This is a genomic window from Achromobacter deleyi (assembly GCF_013116765.2).
In the GTDB taxonomy this organism is placed as follows: Bacteria; Pseudomonadota; Gammaproteobacteria; order Burkholderiales; family Burkholderiaceae_B; genus Achromobacter; species Achromobacter deleyi_A.
Genome location: NZ_CP074375.1, coordinates 6,445,783 through 6,470,756 on the forward strand (window position 1 = coordinate 6,445,783; position 24,974 = coordinate 6,470,756).

General features: G+C 65.6%; 25 protein-coding genes. 14 read left to right on the forward strand and 11 right to left on the reverse strand.

Translation table 11 applies throughout. From position 1 onward, the window contains the following. Nucleotides 1-7: 7 nt before the first annotated feature. Nucleotides 8-1,078 carry a glycerol dehydrogenase gene (locus tag HLG70_RS29310; RefSeq protein WP_171663125.1) on the reverse strand — a complete coding sequence of 357 codons (1,071 nt, stop codon included), beginning with the start codon at nt 1,076-1,078 and terminating at the stop codon, nt 8-10. A 9-nt stretch (nt 1,079-1,087) separates the two neighbouring features. Continuing rightward, nucleotides 1,088-1,792 carry a GntR family transcriptional regulator gene (locus tag HLG70_RS29315; RefSeq protein ID WP_171663126.1) on the reverse strand — a complete coding sequence of 235 codons (705 nt, stop codon included), beginning with the start codon at nt 1,790-1,792 and terminating at the stop codon, nt 1,088-1,090. A gap of 123 nt (nt 1,793-1,915) precedes the next feature. Here HLG70_RS29315 and HLG70_RS29320 point away from each other — a divergent pair, with 123 nt between their 5' ends. From HLG70_RS29320 to HLG70_RS29335, 4 genes are read left to right on the forward strand one after another with little or no spacing between them, the layout of a single operon-like run. Beyond that, nucleotides 1,916-2,773: a transketolase gene (locus HLG70_RS29320; RefSeq protein WP_171663127.1), complete on the forward strand. Its 858-nt coding sequence runs from the start codon at nt 1,916-1,918 to the stop codon at nt 2,771-2,773. Further along, nucleotides 2,774-3,760, forward strand: coding sequence for a transketolase family protein (locus HLG70_RS29325; protein WP_171663128.1), 987 nt, complete (start codon nt 2,774-2,776; stop codon nt 3,758-3,760). 14 nt (nt 3,761-3,774) lie between these two features. Next, nucleotides 3,775-4,578, forward strand: coding sequence for a shikimate dehydrogenase family protein (locus HLG70_RS29330; protein ID WP_171663129.1), 804 nt, complete (start codon nt 3,775-3,777; stop codon nt 4,576-4,578). Between the two features lie 36 nt (nt 4,579-4,614). Further along, the gene (locus tag HLG70_RS29335; RefSeq protein ID WP_171663130.1) at nt 4,615-6,213 is read left to right on the forward strand and encodes a GMC family oxidoreductase; all 1,599 of its coding nucleotides are present in this window, start codon (nt 4,615-4,617) and stop codon (nt 6,211-6,213) included. A 63-nt stretch (nt 6,214-6,276) separates the two neighbouring features. On the opposite strand, the gene HLG70_RS29340 is transcribed toward HLG70_RS29335, so the two are convergent. Genes HLG70_RS29340 through HLG70_RS29360 form a run of 5 tightly spaced genes read right to left on the reverse strand, consistent with a single transcriptional unit; the run spans nt 6,277 to nt 11,075 of the window. Next, nucleotides 6,277-7,290 carry a proline racemase family protein gene (locus tag HLG70_RS29340; protein ID WP_171663131.1) on the reverse strand — a complete coding sequence of 338 codons (1,014 nt, stop codon included), beginning with the start codon at nt 7,288-7,290 and terminating at the stop codon, nt 6,277-6,279. Nucleotides 7,291-7,326: 36 nt separating this feature from the next. Next, complete coding sequence (locus tag HLG70_RS29345; RefSeq protein ID WP_171663132.1) at nt 7,327-8,118, reverse strand: ABC transporter permease; 792 nt, start codon at nt 8,116-8,118, stop codon at nt 7,327-7,329. Beyond that, a complete protein-coding gene (locus tag HLG70_RS29350) occupies nt 8,115-8,963 on the reverse strand; it encodes an ABC transporter permease (protein ID WP_171663133.1) in 849 nt (282 codons plus the stop codon). Before HLG70_RS29350 ends, HLG70_RS29345 begins: the two co-directional genes overlap by 4 nt. Next, nucleotides 8,960-10,009 carry an ABC transporter ATP-binding protein gene (locus HLG70_RS29355; RefSeq protein ID WP_171663134.1) on the reverse strand — a complete coding sequence of 350 codons (1,050 nt, stop codon included), beginning with the start codon at nt 10,007-10,009 and terminating at the stop codon, nt 8,960-8,962. Before HLG70_RS29355 ends, HLG70_RS29350 begins: the two co-directional genes overlap by 4 nt. A 13-nt stretch (nt 10,010-10,022) precedes the next feature. Then, nucleotides 10,023-11,075, reverse strand: a complete 1,053-nt coding sequence (locus HLG70_RS29360; RefSeq protein WP_171663135.1) for an ABC transporter substrate-binding protein — start codon at nt 11,073-11,075, stop codon at nt 10,023-10,025. 140 nt (nt 11,076-11,215) lie between these two features. Between HLG70_RS29360 and HLG70_RS29365 the strand changes: the two genes are divergently transcribed. From HLG70_RS29365 to HLG70_RS29390, 6 genes are all read left to right on the forward strand, one after another. Further along, nucleotides 11,216-12,298: a GlxA family transcriptional regulator gene (locus HLG70_RS29365; protein ID WP_171663136.1), complete on the forward strand. Its 1,083-nt coding sequence runs from the start codon at nt 11,216-11,218 to the stop codon at nt 12,296-12,298. A gap of 62 nt (nt 12,299-12,360) precedes the next feature. Further along, nucleotides 12,361-13,071 carry a glutathione S-transferase gene (locus HLG70_RS29370; protein ID WP_171663137.1) on the forward strand — a complete coding sequence of 237 codons (711 nt, stop codon included), beginning with the start codon at nt 12,361-12,363 and terminating at the stop codon, nt 13,069-13,071. A 163-nt stretch (nt 13,072-13,234) separates the two neighbouring features. Next, on the forward strand, nt 13,235-14,659 hold the full coding sequence (locus tag HLG70_RS29375; protein WP_171663138.1) for a methyl-accepting chemotaxis protein: 1,425 nt from the start codon (nt 13,235-13,237) through the stop codon (nt 14,657-14,659). A 127-nt stretch (nt 14,660-14,786) separates the two neighbouring features. Next, nucleotides 14,787-15,011, forward strand: coding sequence for a DUF1653 domain-containing protein (locus tag HLG70_RS29380; RefSeq protein WP_171663139.1), 225 nt, complete (start codon nt 14,787-14,789; stop codon nt 15,009-15,011). A gap of 4 nt (nt 15,012-15,015) precedes the next feature. After that, nucleotides 15,016-15,627 carry a 3'-5' exonuclease gene (locus HLG70_RS29385; RefSeq protein ID WP_171663140.1) on the forward strand — a complete coding sequence of 204 codons (612 nt, stop codon included), beginning with the start codon at nt 15,016-15,018 and terminating at the stop codon, nt 15,625-15,627. 35 nt (nt 15,628-15,662) lie between these two features. Continuing rightward, nucleotides 15,663-16,019 carry a nucleotide pyrophosphohydrolase gene (locus HLG70_RS29390; RefSeq protein WP_171663141.1) on the forward strand — a complete coding sequence of 119 codons (357 nt, stop codon included), beginning with the start codon at nt 15,663-15,665 and terminating at the stop codon, nt 16,017-16,019. Between the two features lie 3 nt (nt 16,020-16,022). Here HLG70_RS29390 and HLG70_RS29395 read toward each other — a convergent pair whose 3' ends face one another. After that, on the reverse strand, nt 16,023-16,313 hold the full coding sequence (locus HLG70_RS29395) for an antibiotic biosynthesis monooxygenase family protein (RefSeq protein WP_171663142.1): 291 nt from the start codon (nt 16,311-16,313) through the stop codon (nt 16,023-16,025). Nucleotides 16,314-16,419: 106 nt separating this feature from the next. Here HLG70_RS29395 and HLG70_RS29400 point away from each other — a divergent pair, with 106 nt between their 5' ends. The 3 genes from HLG70_RS29400 to HLG70_RS29410 all read left to right on the forward strand — a co-directional run bounded on the left by HLG70_RS29400 (nt 16,420) and on the right by HLG70_RS29410 (nt 18,424). After that, nucleotides 16,420-16,806: a hypothetical protein gene (locus tag HLG70_RS29400; RefSeq protein ID WP_234103294.1), complete on the forward strand. Its 387-nt coding sequence runs from the start codon at nt 16,420-16,422 to the stop codon at nt 16,804-16,806. Between the two features lie 413 nt (nt 16,807-17,219). Next, complete coding sequence (locus HLG70_RS29405; RefSeq protein WP_171663144.1) at nt 17,220-17,696, forward strand: hypothetical protein; 477 nt, start codon at nt 17,220-17,222, stop codon at nt 17,694-17,696. 44 nt (nt 17,697-17,740) lie between these two features. Further along, entirely contained in the window at nt 17,741-18,424 is a 684-nt protein-coding gene (locus HLG70_RS29410) for a hypothetical protein (RefSeq protein ID WP_171663145.1), read from the forward strand. Nucleotides 18,425-18,443: 19 nt separating this feature from the next. On the opposite strand, the gene HLG70_RS29415 is transcribed toward HLG70_RS29410, so the two are convergent. Both HLG70_RS29415 and HLG70_RS29420 read right to left on the reverse strand, forming a co-directional pair. Beyond that, complete coding sequence (locus tag HLG70_RS29415; protein WP_171663146.1) at nt 18,444-20,855, reverse strand: DUF3772 domain-containing protein; 2,412 nt, start codon at nt 20,853-20,855, stop codon at nt 18,444-18,446. Between the two features lie 225 nt (nt 20,856-21,080). Next, entirely contained in the window at nt 21,081-22,007 is a 927-nt protein-coding gene (locus HLG70_RS29420; protein ID WP_171663147.1) for a LysR family transcriptional regulator, read from the reverse strand. A 246-nt stretch (nt 22,008-22,253) separates the two neighbouring features. On the opposite strand from HLG70_RS29420, the gene HLG70_RS29425 reads away from it, so the two are divergent. Beyond that, nucleotides 22,254-23,771, forward strand: coding sequence for an acetyl-CoA hydrolase/transferase family protein (locus tag HLG70_RS29425; RefSeq protein WP_171663148.1), 1,518 nt, complete (start codon nt 22,254-22,256; stop codon nt 23,769-23,771). Between the two features lie 59 nt (nt 23,772-23,830). On the opposite strand, the gene HLG70_RS29430 is transcribed toward HLG70_RS29425, so the two are convergent. Beyond that, nucleotides 23,831-24,760, reverse strand: coding sequence for a LysR substrate-binding domain-containing protein (locus tag HLG70_RS29430; protein ID WP_171663149.1), 930 nt, complete (start codon nt 24,758-24,760; stop codon nt 23,831-23,833). Between the last annotated feature and the right edge of the window lie 214 nt (nt 24,761-24,974).

A 24,974-nucleotide genomic window follows, 5' to 3' on the forward strand; every position in this document is an offset into this window, starting at 1 on the left:
ATCCGCGTCAGGCGCGGCGGCGCAGGGCCTCGGCCAGTGTGTTCACATCCAGCGCACGATCAAAGTTGGCGGCATGGCGCGCCTTCAGGCTAAGGTCCGCGGCCAGCGACAGCTCGGCGTCGGACGGCATGCCGGCCGCGCCCAGTTCGCGCAAGGTGGTGGGCAGGCCCACCTGGGCATACCACTGTGTCAGGTCGGCCAGCATGCCGTCGGCACGGTTCTCCAGGTCGAGCTGCACCAGCAGGCCCACGGCGACCTGCAGGCCATGCAGCGCCGTGGCCACGCCGTTGATCTTGGGCAGCCCGCGCGTCAGCGCATGGGCGATGGACAGGCCGCCGCTTTCGAAACCGAGACCGCTCATGAGGATCATCGCTTCCACCGCGCGTTCAAATGCCGGCGTGGGCTGGCCGGTTCCGGCCGCGGCCACGGCGTCCGCGCCGTCGGCCAGCAAGGTGCGCAGGCAGCCGTCGGCGATGAACTGGGCGCTCAGCAGCGGCGCCGCGTCATACATATTCTTGCCGCCGTTGCGCTGGCATTGCTCGGCTTCGAATTTCTTGGAAATGGCGTCGCCCAGGCCGGCCCGGAAGAAGTGCACGGGGGCGGTCGCGATGATGGCGGTGTCCACCAGCACGATCGTGGGGTTGAACAGCATGTGTTCCACCGCAAGGAGGTTGTGATGCGCGTCGTACAGGACGTAATTCTTGCTGGTGGGGGCATCGTTGGACGCCACCGTGGGCACGGTGATCAGGTGGCAGTGCGAGGACCTGGCTACCGCCTTGCCCGCGTCCAGCGACTTGCCGCCGCCCACGGCGATCACCATGTCGGAGTCCAGCAGCGCGGCTTGCGCGCGCAGGTCAGTGATGACTTCCGGCGTCAGGTCGCCCTCGACGATCAAGGGTGCAAGCGCCACGCCGTGAGCGGCGCACAAGGCTTCGATTCTTGGTCCCAGCACGCCATGGACGTAGCTGTCGATGACCAGCGCGGCGCGGCGGCCGAACAGCGCTGCGTACTGGCCGAGTGTGTCCAGGGCGCCAGCCCCCTGGATATAGCGGCTGGGAGCACCAAAAATCTTCAGCATGAAGTCTTCCTATTTGCGGGCCCCGGGGGGGCGGTAGTCGAGTTCTTTTTCGCGTTCGACCAGCCAGTCGATCATGATCTTCCCGCCCCAGACCAGATCGGCCTGGATGGCCTTGCGGGCGGCTTCCGAGTCGCGCGCTTCCAGGGCTTCGATGACCGCCTCGTGGCGATGTTCGTCCGTGGAGTAGTCCAGCCCCGCCGTCTTGACGTGGAACACCTTGAGAATGGGGCCCGTGATGACCCAGAACGATTCCACCGTGCTGCGCAGGATGGGCTTGTTGCTGGCTTCCAGGATGGCGAAGTGGAACTTGCGGTTCAGGTAGCTGGCGCGCTTCGGGTCGGTGGACGTGCAGGAAATGAAGTCCCGCTGCAGGGCGATCAGGTTGTCCAGCTGCTTGCGTGTGATGTTCTGGGCGGCCTCGGCGGCGCCCATGCCTTCCAGGTGGAAGCGGATCTGCTGGATTTCACGCAGTTTTTCCGAATTGACGTAGGGCACGTACACCGCCGTGGCCGCCTGCATTTCCAGCCCCTGCTCGCTGATGAGGCGGAAGATGGCCTCGCGCACGGGCGTGATGGAGACGCCCATTTCCTGGGCCAGTTCCCCAATGATCAGGCGCTCGCCGGGCTCGTACTGCCCGTTGATCAGGGCGTTGCGGATTTCGTTGTAGACCCTGACGGAGAGGTTCTCTTTTTTTACCGGTTTGAGGCTGGGCATGACGTGTCTGGCTTGCTGTATTTAGGGAGCGGTGTATCCAGGATGAATTCTAGCCCGCCGTAGCCAATTCAAGCGCAATGGGTATATTATATATCATATATCCTAACGAAAAAAGGAGGCGCGATGCGCAAGGACCAGGATGCCCCCACCGAAGGGGAAATCGCGATGCTGCGGGACAAGGCCCGCCACATCCGGCTGGAGACAATCCGTTTGATCGAGATCGCCAAGGTCGGGCATTACAGTTCGGTGTTCTCGTGCGCGGAGATCTTCGCCGCGCTGTACTACGACGTGATGCGCCTGCGTCCCGGCGAACCGCAATGGCCCGACCGCGACCGGTTCCTGATGGGCAAGGGCCATGCGGCCGTGGGGCTGTTCCCGGTGCTGGCCGACCACGGCTTTATCGACCGCGAACTGCTTGACGGCTACACCCGGCTGGGCAGCCCGCTGGGCGACCACCCCGACATGAGCAAGGTTCCGGGCATCGACTTCAGTTCCGGGTCCATCGGCCACGCGCTGTCCAACGGCGTGGGCATGGCGGTGGGCGGCCGCATGAACCAGCGCGACTTCAATGTGTTCGTGATGCTGGGCGACGGCGAGATGCAGGAAGGGCAGGTATGGGAGGCGGCGCTGTTCGCCGCGCACAACCGCCTGTCGCGCCTGGTGGCCATCATCGACCGCAACGGCTACCAGCTCGACGGCAAGGTGGACGACGTCATGGGCGTGGAATCGTTGAAGGAAAAATGGCTGGCCTTCGGCTGGGAAGTGCATGAGGTGGACGGCCACAACCTGGCCGAGCTGACCTCCTTGCTGCGCCGCCTGCGCGCCGACGACGCGCGCGCCAGGCCGGCGTGCGTGATCGCCAGGACGATCAAGGGCAAGGGCGTGTCCTATATGGAAACCGAGCCGGGCTGGCACCTGGGCTATCTGGCGCCGCAAGACGCGCAAAGCGCCGTCGACGAAATCCTCTCCCGCGAGATCTGAATGGCACAGGCACAAGTACTTTCTCCCGACTCCTGGCAGTACCGCGCGCTCAATGCGGTGAACCCCGGGCTGTCCTATCTTTCCGACGCGCTGATCGAGCTGGCGCAAGCCGGCCACCCGGTCGTCGCCGGCTCGGCCGACCTGCAATACTCCAACGGCCTAAACCGCTTTGCGCAAGCCTATCCCGACCGCTATGTGCAGTTCGGCATCTCCGAGCAGAACATGGTGTCCGCGGCGGCGGGCCTGGCCACCACGGGCATGATGCCCTTCGTGGCCACCTTCGCGTCCTTCCTGGGTCTCTTGTGCTGCGAGCAGATCCGCATGGACGTGGCCTACACCAAGCTGCCCGTCCGCCTGATCGGGCACCATACCGGCATCAGCCTGGGCTTTTACGGCACCTCGCACCACGCCACCGAGGACATCTCCACCATGCGCGCCCTGGCCGGCCTGACCGTGGTGTCGCCCGCCGACGGGCCGCAGCTGGCGTCCGCCATCAAGGCCTCGGTGAACTGGCCCGAGCCCATTTACTTCCGCATCGGGCGCGGCCGCGATCCACAGGTCTATGAAGACGGCGCGCCTTTCGAATTCGGCCGCGCCATCGTGCATTCGACCGGCAGCGACCTGAACATCATCGCCTGCGGCATCACATTGCATGCCGCGCTGGCTGCTGCCGGAGAGCTGCGGCAGGAAGGCCTGTCCGTGGGGGTGATCGACATGCCAACCATCAAGCCGCTGGACCGGGAAGCCGTGCTGGCGGCCGCGGGCCAATCGCGCCTGCTGATGACGGTGGAAGAACACAATGTGCTGGGGGGGCTGGGCTCGGCCGTCGCCGAGGTGCTGGCGGACGCGGGCACCGGCACGCGCCTGCGCCGCCACGGCATCTATGATGAATACAGCCTGATCGCGCCGCCCACCACCTTGTACGCCCACTACAAGCTCGATGCCGCGGGCATCGGCGAAGTCGCGCGCGAACTCATCAAGACCTGACCCCGGAGAAGACAATGAAGGAAATCAGCGGAAACACCCGCCTGTTCGGCATCCTGGCCGACCCGATCCACCACGTGAAGACGCCGCAGCGCATGAACGAGCACTTCGCCAAGATCGGATTCGATGGCGTGTGCGTGCCGTTTCATGCCCGGCCGGACAATCTGGCCGCCGTGGTCGAAGGGCTGCGCCGCCTGGAGAACCTGGGCGGCGTAATCGTCACGGTTCCGCACAAGACCGCCATCCTGGAACTGGCCGACGAGGCCACGCCCGTCGCGCGCAAGATCGGCGCGGCCAACGTGCTGCGCCGCGAGTCCGACGGACGGCTGGTGGCCCACATGCTGGATGGCGAGGGTTTCGTGCGCGGCCTGCAAAGCTGCGGCGTATCCCTGGAAGGCAAGAGCGTCTACCTTGCCGGAGCGGGCGGCGCGGCCAACGCGATTGGTTTCGCGCTGGTGCAGGCGGGCGTCTCGCGGCTGACCATCGCCAACCGCACGCCGGCCAAGGCCGAGGACCTGAAGGCCCGCATCCTGTCTTTGTATCCCGCTGCGCATATCGCGGTGGGCACGCCTGATCCGTCAGGCCATGATCTGGTCGTCAACGGCACCTCGCTGGGCATGAAGGAAGGCGATCCGCTGCCGCTGGATGCGAGCCGACTGACGCCGGACCAGCTGGTGTGCGAAGTCATCATGCAGCCCAAGGACACGGCGCTGCTGCTGGCCGCGCAAGCGCGCGGTTGCAAGGTTCATTATGGCGCGCCGATGCTGGCCTGCCAGATTGAACTGATGGTGGAGATGCTGGGCGTGGCGCCCGCCAGGTAAGCCCATGCAGTCATACTCGGAACTCGGTGGATAACGATGGGCGACTACGATTTCATCATCGCGGGCGGCGGCACGGCAGGCTGCATATTGGCCAACCGGCTCAGTGCCGACGGCAAGTATCGCGTGCTGATGCTGGAGGCCGGGCAGGAAGCCCGCAGCATGTGGATCTCGATCCCCGCGGGCTTCTCCAAGCTGCTTGTGAATCCGGACTACAACTGGCGCTTTGCGACAGAGCCGGAAGACAACGTGTACGGCCGGACCATCGCCGTGCCGCGCGGCAAGGGCGTGGGCGGATCAACGCTGATCAACGGCATGATCTATGTGCGCGGCCAGCCGCAGGATTACGACGGCTGGGAGGCCGCCGGCGCGGCCGGCTGGGGTTCGCGCGAGGCTGAGCGCGTTTTCCGCAAGATAGAGAACTACGCGCCCGGCGGCGAAGGCCGCGGCAAGAACGGGCCCATGCATCTGGAAGAAGTGGCCGAGCGCTTTCCCGTGTCGGATGCTTTCCTGCAGGCGGCGCGGGAAGACGGCCAGCCCTTCAATCCCGATTACAACAGCGGCAGTCAGGAAGGCGTGGGTTACTACCAGGTGCTGCAGCACCGCGGCAGGCGCTGGAGCGTGGTGGACGGCTATATGAAGCCCGCCGCCGGCCGCAAGAACCTCAGCGTGGAATGCGGCGCGCACGTGACGCGTCTGGTGTTCGAGGGCAAGCGCTGCGTGGGCGTGGCCTATCGCAAGAACGGGCAGGAACACACGGTGCGCGCGCGGCGCGAAACGCTGCTGTGCATGGGGGCGGTGCAGTCGCCGCAGCTGCTGGAACTGTCCGGCGTGGGCAACCCGGCCTTGCTGCAGTCCAATGGCATTGCGCTGGTGCATGCGCAGCCGCAGGTGGGCGAGAACTACATCGACCACTACGCCACGCGCATGAACTGGCGCGTGAAGGACACGGTGACCTTGAACGAGATGTCGCGTGGCTGGCGGCTCGCCCGGCAGGTGGCGCGTTACTACCTGCGCCACAAGGGCATCCTCACGCTGGGCACGGGGCTGGTGCATGGCTTCGTGAAGAGCGTGCCGGACCTGCCCACGCCCGACGTGCAGTTTTTCTTCGTGCATGCCAGTTACGCCAATGCGGCCGAACGCATCCTGGACCGGCATCCCGGCATGACGATAGGCGTGGCGCAGCTGAGACCCGAGTCCGTCGGGTCCATCCACATCAAATCGGCGGACCCGCTGGCCGGGCCCTCCATTCGGCCGAATTTCCTGTCCGCGCAAGTGGACCGGGACAGCCTGGTGGGCGGCATGCAGGCCGCGCGCCGCATCGTGGGGCAACCCGCCATGCAGCGCTATGTGGAGTCCGAGGTCAGTCCCGGCTCCGCCGTGGACAGCTATGACGAATGGCTGGAATTCGCGCGGCGCAACGGGCAGACCATCTACCACCCCATCGGCACCTGCCGCATGGGATCGGACGCCGCCGCGGTCACCGATGTGCGGCTGCGCGTGAACGGACTGTCCGGCCTGCGGGTGGTGGACGCGTCCGTCATGCCGAAGATGGTGTCAGGCAACACCCAGGCCGCCGTCATGATGGTGGCCGAGCGCGGCGCGGAGATGATCCTGGAGGATGCCGCCCAGGAGTAAACCCGCCCCGCCAGGAAAGGCACGCAAGGTTCCGCGGCCCGGCGCGCCTTTTTCCTGCAGGCTTCAGCGGATCAGGAAGCCGGCGCCTACCGGATCGTTCTTGTCGATGACCCAGCGCGCGGTGCCCAGTATGCTGGCGGTGCCCTTGACCGTGGGACGCACCGCGCGCGTGCCGTTCAGGTCCACTTCTCCCAGCAGGCAACCCTCGAACACGCCGCTGCCCAGCAGGCCCTCGGACTTGATGGGCTGGTTCAGGCCCATCTTCCCGCGCGCCTCGAACATGGCCATCATGGCGCTGGTGCCGGTGCCGCCGGGCGAGCGGTCCAGCTGTCCGGCGCTGAACACATGCACGTTCTTGTAGAACGCGCCCTCTATCGTGGGCTGGTGCCAGAACGTGATGAAGTTCAGGTTGTTGATGTGCGCCTCGGTGGGGTGCTGGATGCGCTGGCGCGCGTTGAGCTGATCGCGAACGATCAGGCCCATGCGGGACAGCTCCGTACCGTTGTCGGGCGAGATCCGCAGATCGCAGCCGGACAGGTCCACGATGCCGAAGTAGTTGCCGCCCCACACGATGTCGGCCGACAGCTTGCCATAGCCGGGCAATTCCACCGGGATGTCCTGCGCCGCCACGTAAGCCGGCACGTTCTCGAAGCGCGTCCACAGCACGTTGTCGCCCTCGGACGCCACTTCGGACACGACCAGGCCGGCAGTGGTTTCAAAGCGGATCTTGGTGATGCCGTCCGTGCCGCGCGCCACCAGCCCGTTGGCCACCATGGCCATGCTGACCGCGATGGTGCCGTGGCCGCACATGTGCGAGTACTCGGTGCCGTCGATGTAGATCAGGCCGGCATCGTATTCGGGACTGGACGGCGGTGTGAGGAACACGCCGAACATGTCCTTGTGGCCGCGCGGCTCGCGCATCAGCGCGCGGCGCAGCCAGTCGTAGTTCTGCTCCAGGAAGGCCCGCTTCTCCAGAATGGTGGATCCGGCCGGGTAGGGGATGCCGCTATGCACGATGCACAGGGGCTCGCCTTCAGTATGGGTATAGATGACATCGAAAGCGTCTTGCTTGCGCATGACTGTGACTCCAGACAAGAGAGAAGATAAGTAGGGCTATTTGCCGCGTTCGGACAGCATGTCCAGCCCGACGGTCAAATCCAGGATGACGATGGCGATCACCGCAACCACGATCGTGGCGCCCGATACGGCTGCGATGGTCGGATCTATCGTGTATTGCACATAGTTGAAGAGCTTCACGGGGATGGTGTTCAGGTCCGCCGTGGTGTTGAAAATGGACAGCTCCACGTTGATCCAGGACGAGATGAACGCGAAGATCGAGCCGGTGACGATGCCGGGCCGGATCTGCGGCAGCACCACCAGGAAGAATGTGGTCCAAGGATTGGCGCCCAGGTCCGCCGACGCTTCTTCCAGCGCCCGCTGCTCCGGCGTCAGCAAGGTCAGCGTGGACCGCAGCACGAATGGCGCGATGATCACGATGTGCCCGATCAGCAACGACAGGAAGCTGCGTGTGAGGCCGAAGTACGCGCCGTATTGCAGCAGCGCCGCGCCCAGCACGATATGCGGCAGCACCAGCGGCGACATCAGCACCGAGGTCAGGGCCGCCTTGCCCGGGAATTCGTACCGCGCCACCGCCAGGGCGGCCGGCACGGTCAGCAGCACCGCCGCGATCGTGGCCGCCAGCGCCAGCACGGTGCTGGTCGTGAACGCCGCCACATAGCCGGCCTCGATCAGCAGGGTGCGGTACCAGTCCAGCGTCCAGCCCTGCGGCGGAAACGCCAGGTACGGTGTGGCCGTGAACGACGAGCCAAGGATCACCACGAGCGGCAGCGCCAGGTAGGCCAGCACGCCCAGTGCAATCAGGCGGATCAGGTGGCGGGCGATCATCGCGCGGCTCCAGGCAGGGTGGCGGCGCGGTTCGCCAGCGCAACCAGGATCAGGGTGAACACCAGCAGAACCATGCTCAGCGCGCCGCCGTAATGGAAGTCGAACACCGTGCTGTACTGCTGGAAGATCAGCATGGACAGCACCGAGATGCGGCCGCCCGACAGCAGCGCCGGCGTCACGTAGGCGCTGACTGCCAGGGTGAAGACGATGATGGCGCCGGAGACCACGCCGGGCAGGGTCAGCGGCCAGGTGACATGAAGAAAGGTGGCCGCCGGGCCGGCGCCCAGGTCGGCCGACGCCTGCTCGCACGCCGGGTCCACGCGGGCCAGCGCGTTGCCCACCGCCAGCACCACGAAGGGCAGCAGCACATAGACCATGCCGATCAGGATGCCCAGTTCCGTGCCGATGAAGCGCACCGGACGGTCCGACGCGCCCGTGGCCACCAGCGCCTGGTTGACCAGCCCGTTGCGGCCCAGCAGCACCATCCAGCCGAAGGCGCGGACGATATTGCTGGTAAAGAGCGGGACCACCAGCAGGATCACGCAGAACCGGCGCCAGGCCTGCCAGCGCACGACTCGCACCAGGTACCAGGCCAGCGGATAGCCCAGGATCACGCAGACGATCGTGGTGAAGAACGCCAGCCGGAATGTCACCAGGATCACGTCCCAGTGATATTGGTCGGCCAGCACGCGCACATACTGCTGCGTCGTCAGGGTCAGGCCGTCGGGCCCGCCCGTGACGCTGGCCAGCGCCACCACCGCCAGGGGCGCCAGGAAGAAGGCCGCAAAGAACAGCACCGGGGCGGCCAGCAACAGGCCGGGCGCGAGCCACCCGCGGCCGTTCATGACTGTTCACCAATCAGGTGCAGGTGTTCGGGCGCGAACGTCAGGCGGACGGTGGCGCCGGGGAACAGCCCCGACGGCGCGATGCCGCCGTGGCGCGCCACCAGGATCTGCCCGCCGATGTCCACGTGGATCATGCTGTGGCTGCCCACGTTGATCACGTCGGTCACCGCGCCAGTCAGCGCGATGCTCGCGGCGCCGTCCGCCAGGCGCAGATCCTCGGGCCGCAATACGGCCATTCCGCGGGCCGGCGCGCTTCTTCCCTGGAACGGGACGCGCAGGCCCTGCGCATCCAGATGCAGCGCCTCGTCCCGGGCGCTGAACGTCATGAAGTTGGCTTCCCCGATGAACTCCGCCACGAAGCGCGTGGCGGGCTGGCGGTAGATGTCCGTTCCCGCGCCCACCTGTTCGATCTTGCCGGCATGCATGACCACCACCCGGTCGGCCATGGTCATCGCTTCCTCCTGGTCATGGGTGACGAAGATGAATGCGATGCCCAGCCTGGCTTGCAGATGCTTGAGTTCCAGTTGCATCCGCTTGCGCAGTTTCAGGTCCAGTGCCGACAGCGGCTCGTCCAGCAACAGCAGCTTGGGCTGGTTCACGATGGCGCGCGCCAGCGCCACCCGCTGCTGCTGCCCGCCCGACATCTCGCGCGGGTAGCGCGGCCCGAAGTCCGCCAGCCCCACCATGTCCAGCGCCGAGCGGGCGCGCGCGGCCGCGTCGGCCCGCGAGGCGCCCTGGCGCCGCGGGCCATACGCCACGTTCTCCAGCACGTTCATATGCGGGAACAGCGCATAGTTCTGGAACACGGTGTTCAAGGGCCGGTGGTGCGCGGGCAGGCGGCTGATGTCCTGGCCCTCTATCAGTATGCGGCCGGACTCGGGCTTGAGGAATCCGGCGATCGAACGCAGCAGGGTCGTCTTGCCGCAGCCGCTGGGGCCCAGCAGGGCAACGAACTCGCCCTGGCGGATATCCAGGTCGATGCGGTCCAGGGCCTGGTAGGCGCCAAAACGCATGGACACGGCTTCGATGGTGAGCAAAGCGGACATGTTCGATCCCGGTCTAGTTCTTGCGGGCGACCTGGCGGTTCCACGCGTCGGTGACTTCGGCGCGGCGGCTGTTGATGAGGTTCCAGTCGAAGAGGCTCAGGCTCTTCACCGAGCCGTCGGCCCCCCAGGGCAGCTTGCGGGCGACTTCCTTGGATACCTGCACATCCTTGACCGCGGGGCCCAGATACAGGCGCGTGGCCAGGCAGGCGGCGGCGTCGGGCGTCAGCGCGGTGTCGATGAATTTCTGGGCGGCGGCCTTGTTCGGCGCGTTCTTGACCAGATGCAGGCGGGCGTCCGTGGCCCACGCGCCTTCCTTGGGCACGGCGAAGCCGATGGGCAGCCCCTTGTCGATCAAGTCCCACGCACCCACGTTGAAGTGCGCGCCGATGATGGCCTCGCCGCTCTGGTAGGCATTGGTGGCCGCGCCCGAACTGTCGAAGAACAGCGCGGTGTCCAGGGCCGCCAGCCTGGCGTACAGCGGCGCCAGGTTGGATGGGTCGATGGCCCAGACCCGCGCCAGGAAGAACACGAACGGCACTCCGGAGGAGTTCGCCGGCGACGGCACGGCAACCGCGCCCGCATACTCCGGCTTCCACAGGTCCTTCCAGCTGGTGGGCGCCTGCTTCACTTCCTTGGTGTTGTACGCGATGCCCAGCGAGTAATAGCCGGTGCTGACCGCGTAGGCCGAGTCGCCGTCCTTGTAGACGGCCTGGTCGATGACGTTTTTCAGATTGGGAATGGCTTGCGGATCCAGCCTGTCCAGCACGCCCGCCTGCGCGGCCAGTTCGCTGATTCCGCCGTCCATCCATGCCACGTCGATGGTGGGGGCGTTCTTCTGCTGCTGGAGCTTGGCCAGCGTGGTGGTGGACGTGCCGACTTCCGGCACCACGGCCACGCCGGTGGCCTTGGTGTAGGGCTCGGCGACGCAGGCGCGGAAGGCGTCGCCCCAGTTGCCGCCGTACCAGGCGACGGTGATCTTCTGTTGCTGCGCCTGCGCCTGGACGGACAGCAGCAGTCCGGCTCCCAGCAAGGCGGCGCTCAGGGCGCTGCGTGTCAGTGTTGCCATGTCGGATTCCCCTTGTCGATTTGTCGGCCCGGGCTAGTCGGCCCCGAATGGGCGCCGCAAGCCGGTACACATCTGCATCTTGGGCGATCCCCGGGAAAACGAGCTTGAAGGCGCGGGACAAAAACTTGAATAATTGCGTCATGAACACCGTGCCGCCCGCCGAATTCCCGCCCCTCTCCTATGAGGACGACGGTGACAGCCTGCCTCGGGGAAAACCCGCACTGACCGTCGGCATCGTGCTGCTGGACCAGTTCACCCTGGCGGCCTTCGCCGGTCTGGTGGACGTATTGCGCCTGGCCGGCGACCATGGCGGACGCAGCCGCCAGATCCATACCGCATGGCGGGTGATGAGCTGGGACGGCAAGCCACGCTGCTCCAGCGCGGGCCTGACGATCGATGTCGCCGACAGCCTGCCCGATGACCCCACGCAGTTCGATTACGTGGCGGTGTGCGGCGGCAATGACTACATCAACGGCCGCATGCCGGAGCCGCTGCGCGATTGGTTGCGCCGGGCCGCGGCGCAGCGCGTGCGGCTGCTGGGCATCTGCACGGGCACCTTCGCGCTGGCGCAAGCGGGCGTGGTCGGGCCGCGCACTGTCTGCGTGCACTGGAATGTGCTGGACACGTTCCGCGAGCGCTTCCCGCAAACCCGCGCCGTGGTCGACCGCCTGTTCGTGGACGAGGGCGATCTGATTTCCTGCGCGGGTTCCACCGCGGCGATCGACCTGGGTTTGTATCTGGTGGCCCGGCATTGCGGGCGCGACAAGGCTCAACAGGCCATGCGGCACATGATGCTCCAGGGCGTGCGCCCGGGCCGGGTGCCGCAGGCGCATTTCCGCACCGACCTGTCCGGCATCCAGGACCTGCGTGTCCGGCAGGCCGCGCACTTCATCGAGCAACGCATCGACAATCCGCCGCCGCTCGATGCCATCGCGCGTTACGTGGGCGTGGGGCGCAGGCAGCTGGAACGGGCCTTCCGGCTTGCCACCGGCATGTCGCCCATGACGTTTCAGCGCCAGTTGCGGCTGGAATACGGCAGTTGGCTGCTGTTGAACAACCCCTGCAGCATCACGCAGATTGCGCTGGACTGCGGCTTTGCGGACGGGGCGCATTTTTCGCGGGATTTCCGGGCACATTTCGGACTATCCCCCCGGCAGTATCAACAGGCTCATGGCCAGCAGGCCGTGGAGCAGGAAGGCGACGTCAGCGTATTTTCTGTCTAGGGCCTGTCGCGTCAAGGGAAGCGTCGCACAGGGCCAGCCTTCGCAAACGGGAAGGAGACCCCATGACCTACGACCTTTGGTATTGGAACGGCATTCCCGGGCGCGGGGAGTTCGTGCGCCTGGCGCTGGAAGCGGGCGGTATTCCGTATCGGGAACGGGCGCGCGAACCCGGCACCGATGAAACCACGCTGATCGAGGACATGCAGTCGGCGCGCAAGCATCCGCCTTTCGCTCCGCCCTATCTGGTGGCGGGAAAAATGACGCTGGGGCAAACGGCCAATATCCTGCTGTACCTTGGGGAAAAGCACGGATTGGCGCCGGATTCGCTGGAAGGCCGCTTGTGGGTGAACCAGCTGCAGCTCACCATTGCGGACATGGTGGCCGAGGCGCACGACACGCATCACCCCATTTCCGCCAGCGAATACTACGAAGACCAGATGGAAGAGGCCGCGCGCCGCGCGCGCGTCTTCCGCGAGGAACGCATTCCGAAGTTCCTGGACTATTTTGAACGGGTGCTGGGCGGGCCCGACCGCTGGCTGGCCGGCGGCAAGGACTGGACCTATGTGGACCTGTCTTTGTTTCACCTGGTCGATGGCCTGCTTTATGCGTTTCCCAAGCGCATGGGCACGATCGCGGCACATTATCCGAACGTGTTTGCGCTGCATGAACGCGTGACGGCGCTGCCGGCGCTGCAGGCCTACTTCGCAAGCGGCAGGCGCCTGCCGTTCGGGGAGGGTGTTTTCCGCCAGTACCGCGAATTGGATGCTGCCTAGCCCCGGATTTACCCTAGTGTGCATAGCGGCGACGAGCCTGTTTTTTTCGGCCGAGCATCAGGAAAAAATTGAGCCGTTTTCATTTTTAGGATTAAATGGTTTCGACTTGATACAAGGTTGATGCGGTCGGCAGTCTCATCCCAATCTTTGGCAGGAGGCCATCATGCCTTGGTTCACCCTCGGTCGTCTGTTCAGTGGCGACCGCGCCTTGCGGCTGGCCGATATGCACGGTCAAATTGCGGCCATCCACAAGTCCCAGGCGGTCATCGAGTTCGATCTCCACGGTCATGTATTGATGGCCAATCAGAATTTCCTCGGCACCATGGGCTATTGCCTGGAGGAAATCCAAGGCCGGCATCACCGCATGTTCATCGACCCAGACGAGCGCGAGTCCGCCGCCTATGCGGCGTTCTGGCAAAGGCTGGGGCAGGGCGCGCATGACTCCGGCCGCTATCGCCGGATCCGGAAAGATGGCGCGGATGTCTGGCTGCAAGCCTCCTACAACCCCATCTTCGACAAGCGCGGACGGCCGTTCAAGGTGATCAAGTACGCGACTGACATCACGGGGCAGCAGCATCGCCAGGCGGATTCCGAAGGCCAATTGGCGGCGATTTCCAAGGTGCAGGCCATTATCGAGTTCGAACTCGACGGCACCATCAGAAGCGCCAACGAGCTGTTCCTGAACGCCGTCGGCTATCGCGCCGACGAAGTGCTGGGCCGCCACCACAGCATGTTCGTGCCGCCCGACGAGGTTCGCGGCGCAGCGTACAAGGAGTTCTGGCGCAAGCTGCGCAACGGCGAGCACGACACCGGCCAGTATCTGCGTCTGGGCAAGGGCGGCCGCCAGGTCTGGATCGAGGCCAGCTACAACCCGATCTTCGATGCCGAGGGCCGGCCGTTCAAGGTCGTAAAGTACGCCACCGACATCACCAGGCGCTTCACCGCCGCCCAGACGCTGCGCGTGGCCGTGCAGGGCCTGACCGAAAATGCCGAACGGGCCGGTCAGGCCAACACCCTGGCGCGGGATGCGAGCAGTATCGCGGAGCAGGGCGGCAGGACGGTGCAGGACGTGGTCCGGACCATGAGCGCCATCACGGAAAGCTCGCGCCGCATTTCCGAGATCATCGGAGTGATGGACGGCATCGCGTTCCAGACCAATATCCTCGCGCTCAACGCCGCGGTCGAGGCAGCCCGTGCCGGTGCGCACGGCAAGGGTTTCGCCGTCGTGGCGGCCGAGGTCCGCAGCCTCGCGCAGAACAGCGCCGCCGCCGCCAAGGAAATCAAGGGTCTCATCACAAACTCGGTCGAACAGATCGAGAACGGGGCGACCCAGGTCCAGTCCGCCGGGACAACGATGGAAGACATCGTGGCGTCGTCGCGGCGCGTAACCGAAATCATGGCCGAAGTCGTGGAGGTATCCCTGGCGCAGTCGAGCAAACTGGGCGACGTCACGCAAGACATCACCCAGATGACCGCGGCGGCCGAGACGCTGCGGCCCGCGGCGACGGGCAGGCCCATGGCGCCCGCCGTGCGCGCCAGACCGGCCGCCAATACGCCCAAACCGGTGCTGGAATACGCACGGCGCTGAAAGCGGGGCAAAGGGCGGCCCGTGCGCAGGCGCCGGCCGTAGTGCGCTATAAAGACGGAATTGTCTGAACCCCTGGTCCCGGGCGGGAGTCTTTCCGCCCGGGCCGCGCCATTTGCGGCAACCATCCATGACCGAAACCGAAGCCCTGGCTCTTGCCTCGCACCGCCACTACAAGGGTGGCCTCTACCTTTACGTGGGAACTGCCCGCCACTCCGAAACGGAGGAGTCCATGGTGGTGTATGAACACCTCTGGCCTCACCCGCGCGGCCTGTGGGTGCGCCCGGCGGCGCTGTTCTTCGGACAGCTCGCCGACGGTTCGCCCCGCTTCGCGCCCCTGCACGCGGCGGAGTAGCGCCGTGACATTCTTCCATCGGCGCCCGCGCGTCAGCGGGGCTGCCCCCGCCCGCCCGGCGGCGCGCGCCCAGGCCGCCTTGTCGGAGGCGCTGCAGGCGTTGCGCGGCCCCTTCATCGTGGCCGACCTGGAAACCACCGGCCTGTCCACCGCCAGCTGCGAGATCCTGGAATTCGCGGCGGTGAGGGTAGGCGCGGCCGGCGAGCTGGAAAGGGAGTACACGCAGGTCGTGCGCACCTGCGGACCGGTGCCGCCGTTCATCTCGCGGCTTACCGGCATCACGCAGGCAGAGGTCGATCGCCATGGCGTGCCGGTCGTGCAGGCGTTTTCCTCGTTCCTGGCGTTCGTGGAGGACCTGCCCGTGTTTTTCCACAACGCCTCTTTCGACCGGCGCTTTCTCAATGCGGCGGCGGATCAGACCGGCCTGCCGTTTGCCAACGCCACCCATTGCACCCTGGCGCTGGCGCGGCGCGCCTGGCCGGAATTGCCGTCGCACAAGCTGGATATCCTGGCGCGCCATGTGGGGGCGTCGCAGCCGACCCACCGGGCCCTGGCCGACGTGCGGACCACGGTCGCCGTGGCGCTGGCGGCGAGTTCGCGCCTGGCCGCGGCATGACGCGGCGTTAGCGCGCCGCATTTCTGGGAGCCTCGATGTCCGACCTGGAACAGATCAAACTCGCCGTGCGCCAGTTCACGGCGGAACGCGAGTGGGAGCAGTTTCATTCGCCCAAGAACCTGGCGATGGCCCTGGCCGGCGAAGCCGGCGAACTGGTGTCCCTGTTCCAGTGGCTGAGCGAGGATCAGTCCAGCAATCTGTCCGCCGAGCGGCTGGCGGACGCAGCCGATGAGATCGCGGACGTGCAGATGTATCTGGTCGCCCTGGCGGATCGGCTTGGCGTCGATATTGCCGGAGCCGTTTCCGCCAAGATGGTGAAGAATGCGCGGAAGTATCCGGCGGATCGTTTTCGCAGCAGTGCGCGCAAGTACGATGATCCGCCGGAAGGCTAGGCCTCAGATCACTTTTTGTTCGTGATGCACCTGGGGCGGCTCAACAAAGAAGCCCGCCACGAGTTTGCGCCATTCCTGGAAGTCGGGGGATTCGCGAAAATCAACCATGTGGTTTTCCACGGTTTCCCAGTCCACCACCAGCGTATAGCGCTGCGGCTGCTCGATGCTGCGGTACAGCTCCATGGCATGGCATCCGCGGGCGCGCAAGAACAGCGGTTTCGCTTGGGCAACGCCTGCCTCGAACAGCGCTTCCTGTCCTTCGCGGACATGGATGCTGGCAATCTCCTGAATCATGGCTGAGTCTCCAAATAAATTGGGGTCGGGTAGGGGTCGACCGGCCGGAGTAGTATGGCGGAAAATTCCATTCTCAGCCTGTTCGATGAATCACCGAGCCGTCATCTTGACTCGTCTCATTGCCGTCCGCCTGCTTTGGTACGCCGGGGTCGGCGCCATTGCTCTGATGGCCTTGTCTCTGCATACGCAATTCGGCGTCGCCGTGCTGCTGTCGGCGATCGCCATCTATATTCCGCTGTCCATGCTCAGCCTGCCGCTCATGGCCTGGCTGTGCCTTGCCCGACCCTGCACGGCCAGCGGGCGGGACCTGCCGTCCGCCTGGCCCGGCTACCTGGCTGGCGTCATCGGAATCGCGCTGCTTGCCAGCTACCACGTGCTGGCGGATCTGGACCTGGCGGAATGCGGATTCCTGCTGATTCTGGTGGCGGCCGACCTGCTGCTGGCCCGCAAGGAGTCAGCGCAGCTCTGCAATCTCGCGCAGGCCAGGGGTTGAACGCCTGAGTCCGGGCTTTTGCCGCCCATGAACCGAAAGGCCATCGGCGCTACGGGCACCGGCGTGCGCGCTAGGGATCTTGCGTGAGCTGAACGCGCGCCATCCCATCCTTAGAGTTGAGTTCTTTCGCGCGGGCTCCGAAGGCCGCGCTTTTCTCATCGTCCATACGCATGGGCGCAAGTCCTCCCGTCCGCCTATTCCGGTCTTTGCATGACGCCGGATCATCATCCACAAAGACCCGGTCGTCCGTTTAACCGATACCGACCTGCCTAGGACGGCGCAATCATTCCGTACCAATACGAAAGTCCCACGCTCCTATCCCTAGCCGGGATGCTGTCCACGGGAAGTAACGGTCCGCGCCGGTCGGTTTCCGGCATGTATGCATCCGCGCAAACGGATCAGGAGGAGCTCAAATGAAAAAGCTCACAGCAGTAGCGGCGTTGTCATTGTTCGCCGCATCGGCCTACGCCACAGGCCCCGGTCAGGTCGGCGGCTCGATCACCGGCCACGCCGGCACCATCAACGGCACCGCGTCATCCATCTCCACGGGCAGCTCGGTGGTGGCCACCCAGATAAACGGCTATGGCTCCTCCAGCCAGACGTCGTTCGGCAGCACGGGCGGCATCGCGGAAGTCGGCGGCACTTTCAGCCACGACGGCACGCAAGTCGTCACCAGCACGCGTCAGTACGCCAACAGCGAGTCCTATGGCCATGTCTCGGGCAATGCGCCGATCATGGTGGGAGACAGCATCGCCAACGGCGGCGCGACGTTTGGCCAGACCGAAACGAGCGCGTCGGCCACCGGAACTTTCCACGCAGCGAACGTAGGCGGGTTCGGGTCGATACACGGCATTGGCTCGGTGGGTCATGTCGTTGGGTTCAATCGCTGACCCAATTATCCGGACGGCTTCGGCCGTCCGGGCGAGGGGACATCATGAAGACCATTGTTCTTGCCATTTCCCTGTCGCTCGCGGCGTTTTCGGCCGGGGCGCAGACCAGCACCTCCAATTCCTCGACGTCGGCGTCTTCCGGGTCGACCAATGCGGGCAACAACCAGGGCATCACGCTGAATTCCAACAACAGCGGGTCCAGCACCTTGCGCAGCGCGCCGCCGGTGGGCGGGCAAAGCTTCTATGGTTCATTCTCTTCGGACAGCTGCATGGTGTCCGCGGGCGGCGGCGGCTCCGTGGTGGGGTTCGGAATGAATGTCGCGATTCCGATCGAGGATCAGAAGTGCAGCCTGCGCCGCAACTTCGAACGCACGATGCAGGCGGCGGCGTCCACCAAGGACGCCGACCGCTCCCGCCGCCTTGAGACCGCGGCCATCGATATCCTGTGCCAGACCGACGACCGCACCAAGGCGGCGCTGGTGGCGCAGGGGCTATGCACCAACCCGGCCTTGACGACGGCCGACCATCGCTTTGACGGGGCGGCGGTTGCCCAGGTCGCGCCGCCGACGCCCGTGCAGACGGTGCGCACCACGCCCGCGCCACCCCAGGCGCCGGTCGTGCAGGGATATCCGGTGCAGTCGGCCCGGAGCGCCGCGCTGGCTGCGCCGCCGCTGCGCAATCCGCGGATGGAGCGGCAGCAGTTCGCCGACCTGTACTCGCCTGGTTGAGGCGAAGGGAAGGCCGGCCCTAGGACGTGGCGGGCGGCGGGACCGCGACGGGCGCTGCCGCCTGCGTGGGTTCCGGCGCCGAGGCCAGCAGCATCGTGGGCGGGGACGACACCTCCAGTCCGGCGTCGTGCAGGCGCTTGAGCACCGTGAACAGCAGGGCGCTGCGCACCCCATACGCCGCGCGGGGCGAGGACACATAGCCCTTGGCGTTGAAAATCAGATGGCCGGCATCGATGCCGTCCAGAAAAACGTTGGGTTCGGGCGAGTCGAGCACATCTTCATGGTCCGCGAAGGCCTGCAGCATCAGTTCACGCACCTGCTCGGCGTCGGTCGACAGCGGCATGGGCAGCTTGATCTGCACCAGGCCCAGCGGGTTCGAGCGCGTGACGTTGCGGACCGTCTTCGTCACGAATTCCGAGTTCGGAACAATTACGGTGGAGCGATCGCCCATCTGAATCTCGGTCGCGCGCACGTTGATGCGCAGGATGTCGCCTTCGACGCCGCCCAGAGACACCCAGTCGCCCACCTTGACCGGACGTTCGGCCAGCAGGATGAGGCCCGACACGAAGTTCTGCACCACCGCCTGCAGGCCAAAACCGATACCCACCGACAGCGCACTGGCGATCCACGCCACCCGTTCCAGTCCGATTCCGGCGGCGGACAGCGAGAGCGCAACCGCAACCACGAAGCCCCCGTAGCCAAACAGGGTGGCTGCCGACAGCTGCATGCCCGGGTCCAGCTCGGTGGTGGGCAGGTAGCGGTTGGACAGCCAGCGCTTGAGCATCTTCACGCTCAGCAGCGACACGGCCAGCACCACCAGCGCCTGCAGCACGGCGCCGGGCCTGATCTGCGCCTCGCCGATGGCCAGTCCCTTGCGCAACTGGTCAAAGCGCTGCAGCAGGTCCATCGGCGCCTCGCCGAAGGGGGCCAGCAGGAGAATGATCGCAAGCAGTGCGATCGCCACGCGGCCCATGCCAGACAGCAGCACCGCGGCCTGGTCGCGTATGCTGGGCCCATCGCCGTCGCCTTCGCGGTGGGACGTGCCCAGCAAGGTGCTGAACCCGTCTTCGATCAGGGTGGAGGCCAGATAGGCCGAGGCCAGCACGATCAGCACCCACAGCACCTGCTTGACCAGGAAACTGCCAAACGCCACGTAGCCGGCAAGCAGGCTGGCAAGGCTGACGATCAGCACGGTCCAGACGGCGGCCACCAGCAGGGATACCCAGAGCGGGATGGGCGTTTCGCTTTCCTGCAGGGCCTGCCGGCGCAACCTGCGGCTGATGGCCAGCACGGCGCCCAGCATGGCCATGGTCAGCACGGCGACGATGCCCGTCAATGTGATCGTCGTCGTCAGGCTGGCGTTGAGCAGAACCGGCAGCCGCTCGGCCAGCCAGATCATCACCACCAGCACCCCGAGCACGCCGGGCAGCCAGCGCAGCCGGTTCGCCACGATGTCGCTCACCGGTGGAAGGCGCCACGACGGGCGGTTCGTGGACAGCAATGCATAGCCCAGCCCGGAGACATAGCCTCCGAAACAGACCGTCGCCACCAGGTTCGTGAGCAGCGACGAGGTGCTGTCCGATAGTTGCGATTTCCAGTCCAGCCCGGCTTGGATCAACAGCGCGATCACGCCGGGCGTTGCCACCGCCAGGATCACCAGCGTGACGGCCAGGAACGAACGACGCAGCCGGCCTGGCGGCACGCGCGTGGCCGTCAGCTGCAGCAGGTACCGCCCGACCCAGACGCGCAGCGCGATGGCCAGGGCGGCCGCGGCGGCCAGCAGCAGCCAGCCCCATTTCGGCGTTTGTCCAACGGCCGTCGATAAGTCGTCGCGCAGATCTTCAAGGCGCTGCAGGTCGCGCGGGAACTCTTCGCGGAATTCGGTCCAGAACTGACCGGACAGGAAGGAATCCCGCCGTTCGCCCAGGCGCGCCTGGAATTGCGTGCGCCGTTGTGCCGAGACTCGCTCCGCCGTCTGCCCGGCGTGCACGGACAGCAGTCTTGCCAGCTTGATCTGCGCGTCCAGTGCGCGGCTGTTCTTCTCCAGCTGGGCGCGTTGCGCCGCCACATCCGGCGCTTCCTTGGCCCCGTCGGGGGGCGTGCCCAGTTCGCTCAGCCTGGCCGTGACGCTGGCCAATTGGGGGGTCAGGGCCTCGGTTGCCGCGTCGGCCCTGGACTGGATGTCCAGCGCGTCACTGCGCTGCTTGACCAGCGTGGCGTCATCCGTCTCGTCGGCGATCCGCTTGCGGATGTCGTCGATCTGCTTGCGTGCGGCCGCCAATACCGTGTCAACGTCGGGGGGCGGAGCGGGCGGCGCCGCGAAGGCGGGCATCAGACAGAACGCCAGCAGCAATGCCGCGAGCAGCGCCACGAAGTTGGGGGCGCGGACGCGGCGGGCGCGTGAAAGCAAAGGGTTCGTTGTCAGATTCATGTTCTTGGGCGAGTCACTCGCGTCGAGGCGGCAGCATAACAAGCCGCCGTCCCTTCCGTTGCAACAAAAACTGATGTTGCGTCCCTGTTTTAAGGAGCTTCTTTTTTCCGGGTAGGGCAGGGTAAGCGGGGCGATAAAAACAGGGCCGGACTCAATCTCGGACGCCTGCGTCCGGCTGAAGGCGCCGCTGCCCGCAACCCAAGTTTACGAGGCCAACGTTTGGATTCAACTCGCCAGGCGGTCCGGCCCGCGCGGCGCCCGCTTCTTGGGCTTGCCGAGCACGCTGTCGCACACGTCCAGCCACGCGCGGGCGGCAAAGGACAGATACCCCGATTGCAGCCAGATGTGGCCCACCTCCCATTGCATGCCGGATTTCGCCAATTTCGCCGTGCTCAGGCCACGGGTCTTCATGCGCAGCATCAGTGGCTCGGGCAGCAGGGCCACGCCCAGGCCGGCCGAGGCCATCGCCACCAGGAAGTCCCAATGCGCGCTTTGCGCCGCAATGCCGGGCTGAAAGCCCGCGTCGGCGAAGGCCTGGCGCAAACGGCGTGTCACCGCGAAGTCATCGGTGGGTATGAGCAGCCGGGCGTCGCGCAGCGCGCTCAGCGGCAGCGAGGTTTTTCCGGCCCAGGGCGCATCGGGCGGCCCGATCACCCAGATGGGATAGCTGCCGAACGCCTGCGCGGCGAGTCCGCCGTCGGGGGCGATGGGCAGGATGGTGGCGCCGACCTCCAGTTCGCCGCTGGCGACCAGCCCCTCCACGGCCTGGCCCGTGCCTTCGCGCAGGGTCAGGTGGATGCCGGGATGCAGTTCGCGAAAGCGCTTCACCACGGGGGTGAACAGCAGGTTGATCATGGGTGGAATGCCGACTTCCAGCGTCCCGCGGTCCAGCTCGGCGGTCTGGCGCAGGTCTTCCGAAAGCTGCCGCATGGTCTCCAGCACCTGCAGGCCTCGCTGGTACATGACCCGTCCGGTATCGGTGGGGCGGGCGGTATGGCCATCGCGGATCAGCAGCGGCGTGCCCGCTTCCTCTTCCAGCTGGCGAATCATCTTGCTGACGGTGGACTGCGTGACGAACAGGGTCTTGGCCGCCTGTGTGAAGCTGGCGTGCCTGACCGTTTCCACGAAATACCGCAATGCGCGCACGTCCATGGCTGCCCGGCCCCTTCGCGCGTTGCGCGCAGAATATTCAAACTATGAAAAAAACGACTTATTTGGATGATTTTAAGTCATTACGAGATTTCAGCTGGCCTTCCTATACTGCCGAAAATTCGTCCCAAGGCTGGCTGGAGCCGGCAGTGGGACCTCGGGAAACGCCGCGTCAGACGGTGCCTGGGCGCTGAAGGCGGCACCGCCGCGCCCGGCCGCAAGCCGTAGGCCCTTAAATTTGGAGACACCATGCATCTCGACCGTATCCGCCATCCTGGGCTGCGCGCCAAGATCACTTCCGCCGATCAGGCGGCTTTGCTGGTTCAGGACGGCATGACCGTCGGAATGAGCGGTTTCACCCGGGCCGGGGACTGTAAGTCCGTGCCGGCGGCGTTGGCCGCCCGCGCCGAGCGCGAGCCCCTCTCCATTACGCTGATCACCGGCGCATCGCTGGGCCACGACACCGACAAGATGCTGGCGCAGGCCAACGCCTTGGCACGTCGCATGCCGTTCCAGGTGGACACGACCCTGCGCCGCAAGATCAACCAGGGCGAGATCGCCTTCATCGACCAGCATTTGTCCGAGACCGTCGAGCAGTTGCGGGCCGGGCATATCGGTCCGATCAACGTGGCCATCATCGAGGCCGCCGCCATTACCGAAACCGGCGCCATTGTGCCGACGATGTCGGTGGGCAACTCCGCTTCATTCGCGCAACAGGCCGACCAGATCATCATCGAGCTGAACATGAGCGTGCCCGCCGCCATTGAAGGCCTGCACGACATCTATGTTCCGGGCGACCGCCCGTCGCGCCAGCCGATCGGCCTGGTGTCGGTGGACCAGCGCATCGGCCAGCCCTTCATCGAGGTGGACCCCGGCAAGATTGCCGCCATCGTCATCACGCAGGAGCCCGACAGCCCGTCCAACGCCTTGCCGCCGGACGACGAGACCAACGCCATCGCCGGGCACATCAATGATTTCCTGCGCGGCGAAGTGGATGCGGGCCGGCTGACGAATGGCCTGCTGCCCCTGCAGGCCGGCATCGGCACCATTGCCAACGCAGTGCTGCACGGTTTTGAATCGTCGGACTTCGAGAACCTGACCATGTACTCCGAGGTGCTGCAGGACAGCGCGATCGAGTTGCTGGACCAGGGCAAGCTCGCGTTCGCGTCGGCCTCGTCCATCACGGTGTCCAAGCCCGTGTACGAAAAGATCCTGGCCAACATGGAGCACTACCGCGAGCGCATCGTGCTGCGTCCGCAAGAGATCAGCAACGCGCCCGAGATCGTTCGCCGCCTGGGCATCATCGCGATCAATACCGCCCTGGAATTTGACATCTATGGCAACGTGAACTCGACGCACGTGGGCGGTACGCACATGATGAACGGCATTGGCGGATCCGGCGATTTCGCTCGCAACGCCCACCTGGCGATCTTCGTGTCCAAATCCATGGCGAAGAACGGCGATATTTCCAGCGTGGTGCCGATGGTGTCTCATGTGGATCACACGGAACACGACGTGGACGTCCTGGTCACCGAATGCGGCCTGGCGGACCTGCGCGGCCTGGCTCCGCGCGAGCGTGCGCGCGCCGTCATCCAGAATTGCGTGCATCCCTCGTATCGCGACGCCTTGCAGGACTATTTCGACCGGGCGTGCGAACGCGGCGGCCAGACGCCCCATCTGCTCGAAGAGGCGTTTTCCTGGCATCAGCGCTTCAATGAAACGGATTCCATGCGGCCGGCCGCCGCATCCGCGCGCAAGGCGGCTTGAGCCCGTTCCAATAGCTGACCGCCGCCGTGGCGGCGGTCGCCACGGCGGGCTTTCCGCCTCTACGCCTTGTCCGTGTTGTCGGGGTCCGGCGTGACCAGGTTGCGGCGCGACATCTCCAGTTCATCGCGCAGCCATTGCTTCAACGCGACCAGCGGGGCCCAATCCCGCAGGCTGGGCCGGTAGACCAGGTGATAAGTCTGCGCCTGTTCATAGTGCACGCTCACGGGCGACACCTGCACCAAACGTCCCGCGCAAATCGCGTCCGCCGCCAGCAGTTCGCGTCCCAGGGTGATGCCCAGCCCCTGTTCAGCCGCCTGCAACATCATCCCGGCATCATTGAAAGACGCCACGGGTGTGACCGGCGTGCGCAGTCCGGCCGCATTGAACCAGTGTTGCCACACCTCCCGTTCGCCCAGCAAAGGCTGGCGAGACAGCGTTTCCGGCGAATTGTCGGCAAGGGCGGCCGCCGTCTCGGGCGACGCCAGCGCAATGAGCGGCAGTGGCACGTCGAACAGCGGCTCCGACTCTACGCCGGCCCATGGCCCGCGGCCAAAACGCAGCGCGGCATGAAAACCATCCCGCAGCAGGTCCACCACCTGTTGCGAGGTTTCGATCTCCAGCGCCAGATCAGGATGCCGGGCACGCCAGCGGGACATGCGGGGCAGCAACCACCGCTGCGCGAAGGACGGCAATACCGACACGCGCAGGCGCTGCTCGCTACCCGTGGCGGCCGCGGAGGCCGCCAGCAGCCCCTCGTCCAGTAGCGCCATCGCTCCCTGCACGCTGCATAGCAGGGCCGCGCCGGCGCTATTCAGGACGATCCCTCTCCCGCTGCGCTCAAACAGCGGAAAACCCACTTGCTCCTCCAGCACCTTGATCTGCTGGCTGACCGCGCTGTGCGTCAGGTGCAGACGTTCAGCTGCGGCACGCAGGTTCTGCAATTCGGCAACCACTCGGAACGCGGGGAGGGTGTTGAGCGGTAATCGCATGGGAATATCCGGTGTTGATTCCAAATGGTCATCGTAGCTGACCAATTCGGCGAAAACAATTCGATTTTCAGGCAGTGATTGGGCGAATACTCTTACCAAAACGGATGAACCAAAGGAGCCCATCATGTCCTCGCAGAGCTGCACCTCGCCTTCCCCTCCTTTCGGCCGGCTATACGCCGAGTCGCCATCGGCGCCCCGCAGCGCCGGAAAGACT